The organism is Methanofastidiosum sp. (assembly GCA_013178285.1).
Lineage (GTDB): Archaea > Methanobacteriota_B > Thermococci > Methanofastidiosales > Methanofastidiosaceae > Methanofastidiosum.
In genome coordinates this window covers 1-11,443 of record JABLXD010000042.1, presented here as the reverse complement: position 1 = coordinate 11,443, position 11,443 = coordinate 1, and the positions used below count along the sequence as shown (strand labels likewise).

General features: G+C 33.2%; 14 protein-coding genes and 1 tRNA gene. 7 read left to right on the top strand and 8 right to left on the bottom strand.

Annotation, left to right across the window (positions count from 1 at the left end; all coding sequences use genetic code 11):
* Nucleotides 1-294 (bottom strand): NAD-binding protein (locus HPY60_10290; GenBank protein NPV51565.1); only part of this gene is annotated, 294 nt, incomplete at its 3' end.
* Nucleotides 295-385: 91 nt separating this feature from the next.
* Between HPY60_10290 and HPY60_10285 the strand changes: the two genes are divergently transcribed.
* From HPY60_10285 to HPY60_10275, 3 genes are read left to right on the top strand one after another with little or no spacing between them, the layout of a single operon-like run.
* A complete protein-coding gene (locus HPY60_10285; protein ID NPV51564.1) occupies nucleotides 386-1,246 on the top strand; it encodes a hypothetical protein in 861 nt (286 codons plus the stop codon).
* Nucleotides 1,243-1,548 (top strand): MTH1187 family thiamine-binding protein, encoded by a 306-nt coding sequence (locus HPY60_10280; protein ID NPV51563.1) that lies wholly within the window; start codon nucleotides 1,243-1,245, stop codon nucleotides 1,546-1,548. Before HPY60_10285 ends, HPY60_10280 begins: the two co-directional genes overlap by 4 nt.
* Nucleotides 1,541-2,602, top strand: a complete 1,062-nt coding sequence (locus HPY60_10275) for a DUF373 family protein (GenBank protein ID NPV51562.1) — start codon at nucleotides 1,541-1,543, stop codon at nucleotides 2,600-2,602. Before HPY60_10280 ends, HPY60_10275 begins: the two co-directional genes overlap by 8 nt.
* On the opposite strand, the gene HPY60_10270 is transcribed toward HPY60_10275, so the two are convergent.
* Both HPY60_10270 and HPY60_10265 read right to left on the bottom strand, forming a co-directional pair.
* On the bottom strand, nucleotides 2,580-3,152 hold the full coding sequence (locus HPY60_10270; protein NPV51561.1) for a DUF47 family protein: 573 nt from the start codon (nucleotides 3,150-3,152) through the stop codon (nucleotides 2,580-2,582). The genes HPY60_10275 and HPY60_10270 overlap by 23 nt on opposite strands.
* A gap of 4 nt (nucleotides 3,153-3,156) precedes the next feature.
* The gene (locus HPY60_10265; protein NPV51560.1) at nucleotides 3,157-3,771 is read right to left on the bottom strand and encodes a potassium channel protein; all 615 of its coding nucleotides are present in this window, start codon (nucleotides 3,769-3,771) and stop codon (nucleotides 3,157-3,159) included.
* 99 nt (nucleotides 3,772-3,870) lie between these two features.
* Here HPY60_10265 and HPY60_10260 point away from each other — a divergent pair.
* Nucleotides 3,871-3,943: transfer RNA gene (locus HPY60_10260), tRNA-Arg, on the top strand.
* A 15-nt stretch (nucleotides 3,944-3,958) separates the two neighbouring features.
* Here the strand turns inward: HPY60_10260 and HPY60_10255 are convergent.
* Together HPY60_10255 and HPY60_10250 are read right to left on the bottom strand one after the other, a co-directional pair.
* Nucleotides 3,959-4,630, bottom strand: a complete 672-nt coding sequence (locus HPY60_10255; GenBank protein NPV51559.1) for a hypothetical protein — start codon at nucleotides 4,628-4,630, stop codon at nucleotides 3,959-3,961.
* Nucleotides 4,631-4,752: 122 nt separating this feature from the next.
* Nucleotides 4,753-5,202: a hypothetical protein gene (locus HPY60_10250; protein ID NPV51558.1), complete on the bottom strand. Its 450-nt coding sequence runs from the start codon at nucleotides 5,200-5,202 to the stop codon at nucleotides 4,753-4,755.
* Nucleotides 5,203-5,608: 406 nt separating this feature from the next.
* On the opposite strand from HPY60_10250, the gene HPY60_10245 reads away from it, so the two are divergent.
* Both HPY60_10245 and ftsZ read left to right on the top strand, forming a co-directional pair.
* Entirely contained in the window at nucleotides 5,609-5,791 is a 183-nt protein-coding gene (locus HPY60_10245) for a type II toxin-antitoxin system ParD family antitoxin (GenBank protein ID NPV51557.1), read from the top strand.
* Nucleotides 5,792-5,827: 36 nt separating this feature from the next.
* On the top strand, nucleotides 5,828-6,979 hold the full coding sequence (ftsZ, locus tag HPY60_10240; protein NPV51556.1) for a cell division protein FtsZ: 1,152 nt from the start codon (nucleotides 5,828-5,830) through the stop codon (nucleotides 6,977-6,979).
* A gap of 73 nt (nucleotides 6,980-7,052) precedes the next feature.
* Here the strand turns inward: ftsZ and HPY60_10235 are convergent, their stop codons facing one another.
* The 3 genes from HPY60_10235 to HPY60_10225 all read right to left on the bottom strand — a co-directional run bounded on the left by HPY60_10235 (nucleotide 7,053) and on the right by HPY60_10225 (nucleotide 10,632).
* Nucleotides 7,053-8,867, bottom strand: a complete 1,815-nt coding sequence (locus tag HPY60_10235) for a DUF2207 domain-containing protein (GenBank protein ID NPV51555.1) — start codon at nucleotides 8,865-8,867, stop codon at nucleotides 7,053-7,055.
* Between the two features lie 11 nt (nucleotides 8,868-8,878).
* A complete protein-coding gene (locus HPY60_10230; GenBank protein ID NPV51554.1) occupies nucleotides 8,879-9,442 on the bottom strand; it encodes a LemA family protein in 564 nt (187 codons plus the stop codon).
* An 83-nt stretch (nucleotides 9,443-9,525) separates the two neighbouring features.
* Complete coding sequence (locus HPY60_10225) at nucleotides 9,526-10,632, bottom strand: TIGR04084 family radical SAM/SPASM domain-containing protein (GenBank protein NPV51553.1); 1,107 nt, start codon at nucleotides 10,630-10,632, stop codon at nucleotides 9,526-9,528.
* Between the two features lie 124 nt (nucleotides 10,633-10,756).
* Between HPY60_10225 and HPY60_10220 the strand changes: the two genes are divergently transcribed.
* A partial coding sequence (locus HPY60_10220) for a hypothetical protein (GenBank protein NPV51552.1) occupies nucleotides 10,757-11,443 on the top strand: 687 nt, incomplete at its 3' end.

Genomic DNA, 11,443 nt, shown 5'->3' with positions numbered 1-11,443 from the left:
CGGAGCGTTAATTATTATTAAAGCTTCTTTATTTAATTCTCTTGATATTTTCAAAGCTTCAATATTCACTTTATGATCGGAAGTTGTAATTATAATCTCTTTAAATTTTGAAATATTAACGCCTATGAGATTAAAGGATTTTGTAAAATCAAAAAGATAAGTCTTGCAGCCAATCCTTTCTGCCCTGCTTAAAGCTTGCATATTCTTATCTATGACAACTACGTCCTTGCCTCTCTTTTTTAAGACTAATGAAACAGCATATCCGATTTTTCCCGCCCCGAAAATAAGAGACATGAGCCTAATTATAGGTGGAAATATATATTCTTAACTGATATGACCAAAATAATTATAAATGATACTATTATTTACCTGTTGAGGTATGTCTTTGGAAGGTTCAGTAGACGATGAAATTATCAAAATTTCACAAGAATTGAAGGCTTTGGAATCTGAGGCGGAAATTTATAAGAAGGAACTTTTAACATTTAAGCAAAAAAGAGATGAAAAAAACGCTCAAGTTTCGGATCTAATAAAAAAAGGGAAAGAAAATAAAGATCTTAGAGATAAAGCTAACGAGGAAACTAAAAAATACAAGGCTTTACGTGAAGAAAATAGTTCCAAATTGAAAAAAATCTATGAATCTTTAAATAAAATTAAAGAAGCAACTAAAAACAAGGATATTACTTCCTCTTCAGAGATTGAAAAGAAGATAGATAACATTGAATGGAAACTTGAAACAGAAGTTCTCTCTTTAGATAAAGAAAGACAACTTGTTGACATTATAAAAGACTTAAAAAAGGACCTCAAAGAGTCAAAAACTCACGAAGAGCTTTCTAAAGAAGCTCGCTTTTCTAGAAAAGATTTGGATACCTTAAAAAAGAATTCTGAGGAATACCACAAAAAAGTTTTAGAATTATCTGATGAATCAACAAAGTACCATGAGCGTATGATTTATTATTTTAATACCTCCGAGGATATCAAAAAAGAAGCCGATAATATACACAAGAATTACATTGAAAAGAAAAAACAAGTCGATGAGATTTATGATAAAATCAGGGAACTAAGGGCTAGTGTAAAGGGATTAGAGATTAATTCTAGAAAAACTGAGAAACAGGAAAAAGAGAAAAAGATAAAAGAAAAGAAAAAGGAACTATCAAAGAAAAGTGAGGATATACTCGAAAAATTTAAAAATGGAGAAAAACTCACTTTAGAAGAATTAAAAATTCTTCAAGCTGGAGGAAATATTTGATAGTAGAGATATCTTTTGTTCCTATTGGAGTTGGCACGTCACTAAGTCGATATATTGCTAAAGTTATATCGAACATCGAAAAAAGTGGATTAAAATATCAGCTTACTCCCATGGGCACAATAATTGAAGGCGAATGGGCCGAAATATCTAATTTAATTGATTATTCACATAATTTAATATTTGAAATGGGAATAGAAAGGATTATAACTAACATAAAGATTGATTATAGATTGGATAAGAAATCATCTATGCAAGATAAAATAGAATCTGTCAAAAAGAAGATGGTAGAGACCGATGTTTGAGAAAAAAATATTGGTGCTTTCAGTTGATAGGGATAATGACCTTGGAGAAAAAACAGGCATTAAAGGACCGCTAATCGGAGAAAAAAATATCCTAAATGCCGCAATGGAACTTGGTACAGCTGACCCTACAGAATCTGATACAAATGTTCTTTTTAGAGCAATACAAGTTTTTCGTAAATTGAAAAAAGAAGAAACTCCTTGTGAAGTTGTAGCACTAACGGGAGATATTGATGTTGGGGTTAAATCAGATATAGTTCTATCCGATCAACTTGATCAAGTGCTTAAAAAAATTAAAGTTAAAGGAGTAATCCTTGTAACAGATGGTCGCGAAGATGAGAATATTCTACCAACTCTTCAATCAAAAGTTCCAATAATTTCTATAGATAGGATAGTGATACAGCAAAGTGAAACAATTGAAGAAACTTATTTCATCCTTCATAGGTATATAAAGGAAGTAATGGAAGACAGAAAACTTGCGGGGCTCATGATAGGAGCTCCAGGATTAATTTTTCTTCTTTTTGGCGCAGCCTTTTTGTTAGGTAAACCACAACTGGGGTGGTTTGGATTTTTGTTTGTTCTAGGGATTTACTTATTTTTCAAGGGATTTGGAATTGATAATTTCTTAAAAAGAGAGTTTTCTCCAAAAAGAGTTGGATTTGTATTCTATCTTATTGCAGTATTATTGGGGATTCTTGGAGTATGGCAGAGTTATTACTACCTTCTTCAGTTTCCAACTTGGCAGAGCATACCTCTAGTAATCGCAACAATTCTATCGCGGATTGAGCTGATATATGTAGCTTTTGCAATAGCAATGTTTGGAAGATTCTTAGAAGCTTACTCTACAAACAAAAAGGAAGTAATGAGCACACTTGCACTGACATTTTTCACTGCAGTATTTTCGTTTATCCTTTACCAGTCAGCCAATTTCATCTTAGGATCTATATCTTTAGAAATTCTAATGATTTATTTAGTCGTAGCTGGTAGCTTGACAGTCTTATTCATGAGATTAACAGGGAAATTAAGAGTAAAAATTATGCCCGAGGCCTGCAGTTAGCAAGCTCTTGCAATTTTTCAATACCGCTCTCCATTCCAATTCCGTAAAGTATGTCTCCTTCTTGAACTTTGAAGTATTTCTTCGGAGAATAGATGTAGTCTTTACCCCTTTTTATTAAGAATATGTAGATTCCCGTTTTACTTTGTAATTTTATTTCTTGGAATGTTTTGTCTATAATAATCGAATCTGAACAAATTTTTACCCTAGCAATAATTTGGTCAGTTTCTTTCATAGCCTCTTTAAAAATTGGGTGAGCATCAATTCCCCTAGTAACAATATCTGCTATTTCTGCAGCTGCATCGGCAATAGCTTCAGTTGCTTCAGTTATATGTAATAAGCTTAACAAATCACCAGGATTATTTACTTTAGAAGCTTTTTCCAGTATTTTTTTACCCATTTCATAGTTTAATTTATCTACAGTTTCTTCAAGTTCCATTACTTCTTCTGCTATGTACTTGTTATTGTATAAAAGAGCAGTATACGATAGGGCAACCATTAGTTCAGAATAATTTTTCATTTGAGTTAATATATCTGCCATATCTGTTTCCATGATGTCACCACTTTATTTTTATGCCACTACATATGCTCTTTAATATTTCAAGACCCGTATTACTTCCTCTAGCGATAAGTATATCCCCTTCTTTAATAACAAATCCTTTTGTAGGATTGTATTTAATAGACTCTTTTCTCTTAACAGCGATGATGTAGGTACCTATTTTAGATCCAAGTTCAGCTTTTTTCAATGTCATGTGAGACAGTTTTGATTTAGGCGTCACTTCAAATTTTTCTATTTGTTCTTCAGCATCTTCAAGAGCTTCGTAGACAATGGGATGTACCTTCATATCCCTTAAGATAATATTTGATAAATCTCCTGCAGCATTTGATATTTTTTCAGAAGCAGAAGCAAATTGTAGAACTGCAGAAATTCTTTCTGCATCGTCAACTGTTCTTGCAGCAAGCATCGCCGTTATCCTTATCCTGTAATTTAGTTCATCCATTCTACTCTCAAGTTCCGTAACGTCCTCTGCAATTTCTTTATTTTTAAAAAGAATTGAAGAATAGGCTAAATCAACCATCAGTTCAGAGATATCTTTCATCTCCACTAAAAGGTCTTTTACACTAATCGGCTTGTATTTAAAAGGCCTTGATACTTTGCGTCTTTTGGGCATTATTTTTCTCTCCTAAAAGAGTCTATATTGCTTATTTTAATCAAATATTTAAGGATTTCGAATATATTTATAAGTTCCCAATATCAATTTTTTTATTAGGGGCCTGTGGTCTAGTGGATATGGCGTCGGGCTTCGGACCCGAAGAACGTGGGTTCAAATCCCATCAGGCCCGCTGTTTTAATAAATATTATATAAGTTGCTCATCCTTTGCCGTAATAATTTCTATGTCTTCTTCAAGCTTTTTGATTTTCTTTTTATCTTGAATTAAACCCCCAATTATAAGAGAAAAAATACCTATGCCTAACGCATTTCCAATTATCATTGGCACAATAACTGTTTCTACTGTTTCCAAGGCAAGTGAATATGGCTTTGCAAGAATCAAAGTAATGCCCATGTGATACATTTGAACAAGAATAGCAATAATAACTGCTTTGTAAGTTCCTACGTACTCTTTTTTATTAATCAAATATATTATTCCACCTATTAAGCCTGCAGAAATAGTGGCAATAGAACAGGGAACTGCAGTAAAGCCACCTGCAAAATATCTGTTAATGCCACCTATTAATCCTGCACCAAGCCCTATAACTGGCCCTCCGACTAATCCCGCAAATAAAGGACCAATATCTCTTACGTTAACTATGGCGCCTGAAGATAGTTTAATTCCGCCATAATTAGCATAAATAGAAAATGTACCAAATAGTAGTATCATTATAATTTGATTTTTTATATTGAAATCTTTGTCAACAACAATTGATCTAAAATTCTTTATCGAGCTTACCAATACCGCTATAATTGTAACCATAACTGAGATTTCATCAATTAATCTGAAAGACATCGAAAGTATCTGGTCAATGGCCACATTATCACTTGGATAATACAATTTAAAAATCTTGTTATATTAGTTTAAATATTCTTAAAATTATTAGTTACTACTGTTGACTAAATTAATTATCAATGTTATAATAATTAATTTTTATTATTCTATATTTTTGTATTAAGCAATGCAATCTTTTCAAATATTTGCTTTTCAGTTTCTATTTGATTATTGATATCTTTTATTTCAAAATACTCTATTATGAAATCTTTATCATATTCACCAGGTTTAACTGGCTGGCCTAAAATATGAATAATTTTGTCTTTATTTTCCTCATCAGATATAATCCCTATTCGATTAAATCCTTTTTTTATTCCAAAAGTTAAAGCTTTTGATATTTGTTTTTCTCCAGATAATCTGATTAAATATTCAAGGGAAAAGTCCTCCGCAAAGTTTGATTTATTTTTAAATGCTTCAATTGTTTGATACAATGCCATAGAAATATGATTAGGCCCAAAAGTTTTACTTGCATCAAAAATAGCATCTGCCCCATTATTTTTTAATATACGAATTAACTCTTCAGGATCATCAATTTGGGATTCAAATACCAGTAACATGATTGTACTATCTTTTCTATTCTTAAAAAATTATCGTTGTGCATTGTTAATAAAGTTTATAATTGGTAATACTTTATGGAAATCTAAAAGAAGTATTGTTTATCATTATTAACCGAAAACTATATATAGTAGTTAACAAAATTAGTATTTACTGGATAACCCACATGAAAGACAATGATTATCCATAACGATAATTCGTGAGCGATATTACAATACCACTATTGAAGTATCCAGATGATAAATGGAAAATGTCCAAATAATATCTGAGTAATATAATGGAGATATTATGATAATACAAGAAAAATATCAAGATAATATAATAATAGGTTATAAGAATTATCTGGATAACCGAAACTCTTATATAGATATATCTTCTAAATATTGTACAGATGCTAGAGGGACATTAATGAAACTCATATCAGTACAAATACCAGAAGCCTATATGAACGGGTTGGACGAGTTGGTTAATTATGGATACTTCCCTAATAAGAGTGAAGCCATAAGATCAGCAATCAGGGACATGCTAAAGAACGAACTTGGTGGGTTTAGGTCACTTAGAAATGAGGGCATATCTGAAAAAATAAGGTAAATAATAAAAAATAATTTATATAATTGGGGGTTTTATATGAAAGGCATCTTGGAAAATGCTTCAAGATATACTCAAACTAATAACTTTGAAGAAACTGCAGCGGAATTAGAAGGCATTGGACACGCTAGGATTATATGTGCTGGATGTGGCGGTGCGGGTAACAATACCATAAATAGACTTTCAATGCTTGGAGGCGTCATGGGCGCAGAAACAATTGCCTTGAACACAGATAGGCAACACTTAGAAAATATCCAAGCTGATAAAAAGTTTGTCATAGGAAAAGAACTTACAAAAGGTCTTGGAGCAGGGGGAGACCCCAGTGTTGGCTGGGAAGCAGCCCAAGAAGATAGACATAAATTAAAAGATCTTTTTAAAGACGCTAATTTAGTTTTCGTCTCTGCAGGTATGGGTGGCGGAACAGGAACGGGAAGTGCTCCTGTAGTTGCAGAAGTAGCTAAAGAATGTGGAGCTTTAGTTGTAGGAGTAGTAACCTTACCGTTTAGAATGGAAGGATCACACAGATTTGAAAAAGCTATCCAGGGTCTTGAAGCTTTTAGAAGATACGCGGATACAGTCATTACCTTAGATAATAATAAATTACTTCAACTTGTACCTAACATGCCAATTGATTATGCATTTAGTGTATCGGACGAAGTTCTTGCTGAAATGGTTAAAGGTATCACAGAAACTATAACACAACCAAGTCTTGTTAATCTAGATTACGCCGATGTAAGGACAATCATGCAAGACGGTGGAGTTGCCGTAATAGGAGTCGGCGAATCAAATACAAAGAACAGAGTCGAAGAGGCTGTCCACGAAGCTATGACTTGTAAACTACTCGATGTTGACTACAAAAATGCAAAGGGCGCTCTAGTCCATGTTTCAGGGGGTAGCAATATGACCCTAAACGAGGCCAACAGAGTTGGTGAAATCGTTAATTCAATTATGGATCCCGAAGCAAAGATTATATGGGGCGCTAGAGTCGATGAAGGTCTAAAAGACTCCATGAGAGTAATGCTCATCATGACTGGTGTTAAATCACCGTTCATATCTGGAAGAGCAGCTGATGGAGATATAGAGCTACAGCCATTTGAAAGAGACGCAAGAAGAAAGAAAATGGGCAGTGGCGAAGGCTTTGGACGAAGTATCGACTGGGCTAAATATGGAATAGATGATCTATTCAGCTAAAATAGTTATTATTTCATTTTATTAAATATATTCTAATTTTCTTAATTATAAAAAAAATTAAATTTTAATAGATTTAACGGCCTCCAACTCCGCCGCCGCCGAAGCCACCGCCTCCACCAAATCCGCCTCCTCCTCCAAATCCTCCACTACCTCCGCCACCGCTACTTGGTGGTGTGTAAGAAGAGATTGGAATAAAGGATCTATTTATGGCGTGATAAGGCACTACATTTGTTTCTTGTATATTTACATTCAAGGCTTTCATTGCAGCTTCAACTTTATCTCCTACTCCAAGTGCAGTTCCATAAACGAGCCACTCCCCCCACATCAGAATATCTGCAGGAGAATATTTTCTCATCAATGCAAGGTCAGATAAAAACTTAGTAAAAGCATCCCATTCGAGCTTTTCCTTATAACTATCATTTTTCCATATGCCAAACAAAGTTGTTGGAAAAGCCATTGCGATTATCGACTGTATTACTATTACTACGGAAGCAATAAGCGAACTTGAAGCATTAGTTGCAAAAGGTATGAATATCAGCATAATAATGGAAATTACTGCAAATAGTATTCCAAAAAGTAATACGGGGAGGGGCCTAGTTCTACCTTCAACTATATAGTTCTTGATAATCATTCTATCAGTTGATTTGACATTGGTAATACTATTTAGAGATGACTGATAACTAAGCATAGTCATCTGGTTCATAGCATTCCTTCTTGCACTCTTGGCTAGAGAATTTATATTTTCAGTATCAACTATCCCGTCAGTTCCCACTCTTTCAATGAATTCTATTACTTTTGTTTCGAAGTGGTCAAGGTCAGTTTTATCTTTGAGTTTTATTGTAATATATTTTGGATTCTCTTTTTCTTTAATTTCGATCTTATTCCTTTTATGAAGGTCTAAAAGAGTTGCGTAGAAAGCATTCATATCAAAAGTATTGGCCTCACCTTTAAACAGAAGATTGACCACCCAAGGCTTCATTTTATTATTGGGTACAAAGCTCAAAAACTCTGGAACTGTAAAACTCTTTTCTTTTCCATGCCTATAGTATATATACAAAAATATGAATGGTACCAATACCAATAGTAGGCTTGTTATAACATAAAGAGTCTTTGCAGCATAATAAGGTACAGTATATAGTAGATTAGCCATTTCTGTTTTCTGCCTAACCCCACTTATTTCTTCTGGAAAACCATTTATCACGTTAACAAATTCAGGTTTTAGTAAGAGTTCAACTTCCAGAAGTTCATTTTCGGGGGATGATCCAGTTATAAAAATATTAGACTGATCTTCCGTTACACTTAGATTTGGAGGGTGTGGGTAGACTTTTACTATGTATTCTTTGGGTAAAGTAATTTTGAATTTCTTTATTGGGATATGTTCCCTCTGCAGCTTTAGATTCAAATGACTTACTTCACTATCGTATTGAATTGGGGGGTGTAGGATATATCTGTATTCTAGGGTATATTTGCCTTTGTTGTAATAGGAAGGATTGTATGCGCCAACTTCATTTGTATATGCAAGAGACTCTATCGTGTAGCTATATGATTGGTCTCCGTATACTATTACATCTCCTTTATAGTCTTTAGCATAACCAATAGTTCCTGTTGGGTATTCTACTCCCACAAATTCGATATATGGCCTTCCATATTCTTCAAACGAGAGAAAATCATCCCAATATCTAAAAAGCATCCTGTACTGGCCAGAATTCTTTACATCGTAAGTATACCTTTCAATTAGGGTGCCATCTGAAAGAAAAGTGACCTCGTAGTTATCTACTACAAGGTCACCCTCAAAAATGATTGGGCCTTTAGGCAGTAGTAATAGTGCTGTTGCACCTATCAATAGCGTAACTAGCACTAATACCGTAATTTGTTTTGTCTCTGCCATATTTTCATCTTCTAAAACTCAATTTTTGGTCTTGTTTCAATGGCCTCTTCAAATTTAAGGTATTCAAGTTTTATGAGCCCTATTATTCTTCCAACAATGTTTGAAGGTATAGTATCAAGCATGGTGTTGAATTGCTGGGCTATGTTGTTGTAAGTATACCTCTGCCTTGCAATTTCATCTTCCACAGTCTTCACAGATTCCATTAAATTGGTCACTGTAGTTGAAGTCTTAAGGTCTGGATAGTTTTCTGCTACAGCAATCAATCTTCCAAGTATGCCTGCACTTTGACGGTCAATTTCACTTATTGCTTCGGGAGAAGCATTCCCAATGCTTGCACGATACTTTGTTATATTCTCCAAAGTTTCTTTCTCAAACTTTGCATAACTCTTGACAGCTCCCAATAACTGGTCAATCATATCAAGACGCTTTTTTAGTGCAACTCTTATCTGCCCCAAAGTTGCTTCAGCAGAATTCTTCAATGCAAAAAATCTGTTGTAGATGCCAACAAATATTCCTATAAGAACAAGTGCTATAACAACTACAACTCCAAGTATTAACAAAATTGCTATGTCCATAAAAATCTCCAACTACTATTATATTATGGCATTTAAGTAGTTTTCGGAAAATTATTTTTAATTTTTTAAAAAAATAAGGAGTATTATGGTATTATTTCAGGACCAAAATATTTTTCATATTCGAAGTCAATATAATTTATTTGGCCATTTTTAATTAGATCCTTTATTTCAGGCATTCTATTTTTTAATTCACTTACTAGGTGTTCGATAGTCTTACAAATTAATTGATTCCCTTCCTCTGGCCATAATTTCAAATAGTTCCAGTAAAGGCATCTCCCGCCACAGATATCTTTAATATCACAACTAGCGCATCTTTCAGACATTCCAAATTGTGCGAGATCTTTAGGATCAGAATCTAAATCTCCTGAGACAAAATCTTTAATCCAAGTCATAATTGGGCACGCCATTATTTTTCCATCGGTACGTATCGCATAACCGCTATGTCCAGCCCCACATCTAAGTGAAGTTTTTTCATCTTTTAATAGACTGTTGACTATTCCAACAAATGGATAAAGTTTCAATACTTTTTTATTTTTCATACACTCTATCCAGTAATCAATTAATTTTGTAATTGAAATATTGTATTCTTCTACAAATAGGCTAAATTTTTCCTTATCGTAGTCAAACGCATAAAACCCAGCATCAATCTGCCAGTGAATTGATGAAAATCCGATATTTATCAGATGTAATACTTTTTCGTATATATCGGGTGATTCCATGCTCAAAGTCATTCTTGCAACAATCTCTCCTGCATATCCATTTTCTTTTATTAGTGAAATATTTTTTAGTATTAGATTATATGTCCCTTTACCTCTATTATCGTCTGTAATCTTTTGGTCGCCATCAATAGATACTAAAATCTTGTCAAGTCTGTTTAGGTATTCTCTTTGAATTTTATCCAATAGCTTTCCATTAGTCTGCATTCTATAAGGCACATCAATATTGTCCATTATTTCTTTGATTTTATTAATTTGAAGAAGGGGCTCCCCACCATAAAAGATGATTACGGGATTTTTATCTTTGCCAATAAATTTTTTTAGATCTTTTACATTAACTTTACTAGATTCCGGTGAGGACAAATCAAGATCGACTTTCTGTTCAATATCTATATCAAAATCATTCATTGATTTCTCATAGCAGTATTTGCACTGTGAATTGCATTTAGTTGTTAGTATTATGTGATAGTGCATATGTCAAATCCTATCAATTTTGTTTAAATTAGTAATGCTTGGATTTTTATAGAATCTCTTAGTTTTACGTTAGTTTTATATTAACTTACCTAAGAAAAAATATAGCAATTCTATAGGTGTTATCATGAATAAAAAGAAGTCTAGATTCAAAATAAAAAAAATATTGCCTTTGGGATTACTTGATAAAATCAATAGAACTCAATTTGGTTATAAAAGCCTTGGAATTGCGTTTATCATTGGATTAATTACTTTTTTAATTTGGTTTTATAATAGAATCGGAGGATTTTTTGAGTTATATCTTTTCATTGCTAAATCATCTGCATTAATTGGAATTTGTCTCCTCTCCTTAACAATTTTCTTATCACTAAGATTACACTCATTAGAATCAATATTCGGCGGTCTTGATAAGGTATACAAAGCCCATCACCTGATTGGCCAGATCACTTTAATCGTGATACTGATGCACCCCCTTTTTTTAATTATTAGGATATTCCCCAATTGGGATTTCATTGCTTTGTACCTTGTGCCTGGATTGAATATTGCCTTTACTTATGGTATTTTATCCTTTTACTTATTGCTTGTTCTTTTATTTTTTACACTTGTAATAAAATTGCCATACAAGATCTGGCACTTAAGTCACAAGTTTATGGGAGTTGTTCTTATATTGGCAACTTGGCATGCTTTAGTTGCGGGAAGAGATATTATTCAATACCCCATACTTGGAGTATGGGTACTTCTTTTTGCCGTAATTGGAATTATTTCTTATATCTATATGTTGTTTTTTTATCAAATAATTGGCCCTAAATTTAAA

Excerpts from the sequence above, each read along its gene's own strand:
- HPY60_10275 (NPV51562.1), top strand. The coding sequence starts at position 1,541 with ATGTTTGAGAAAAAAATATTGGTGCTTTCAGTTGATAGGGATAATGAC.
- HPY60_10270 (NPV51561.1), bottom strand. The coding sequence starts at position 3,152 with ATGGAAACAGATATGGCAGATATATTAACTCAAATGAAAAATTATTCT.
- HPY60_10265 (NPV51560.1), bottom strand. The coding sequence starts at position 3,771 with ATGCCCAAAAGACGCAAAGTATCAAGGCCTTTTAAATACAAGCCGATT.
- HPY60_10250 (NPV51558.1), bottom strand. The coding sequence starts at position 5,202 with ATGTTACTGGTATTTGAATCCCAAATTGATGATCCTGAAGAGTTAATT.
- HPY60_10245 (NPV51557.1), top strand. The coding sequence starts at position 5,609 with ATGAAACTCATATCAGTACAAATACCAGAAGCCTATATGAACGGGTTG.
- ftsZ (NPV51556.1), top strand. The coding sequence starts at position 5,828 with ATGAAAGGCATCTTGGAAAATGCTTCAAGATATACTCAAACTAATAAC.
- HPY60_10235 (NPV51555.1), bottom strand. The coding sequence starts at position 8,867 with ATGGCAGAGACAAAACAAATTACGGTATTAGTGCTAGTTACGCTATTG.
- HPY60_10230 (NPV51554.1), bottom strand. The coding sequence starts at position 9,442 with ATGGACATAGCAATTTTGTTAATACTTGGAGTTGTAGTTGTTATAGCA.
- HPY60_10225 (NPV51553.1), bottom strand. The coding sequence starts at position 10,632 with ATGCACTATCACATAATACTAACAACTAAATGCAATTCACAGTGCAAA.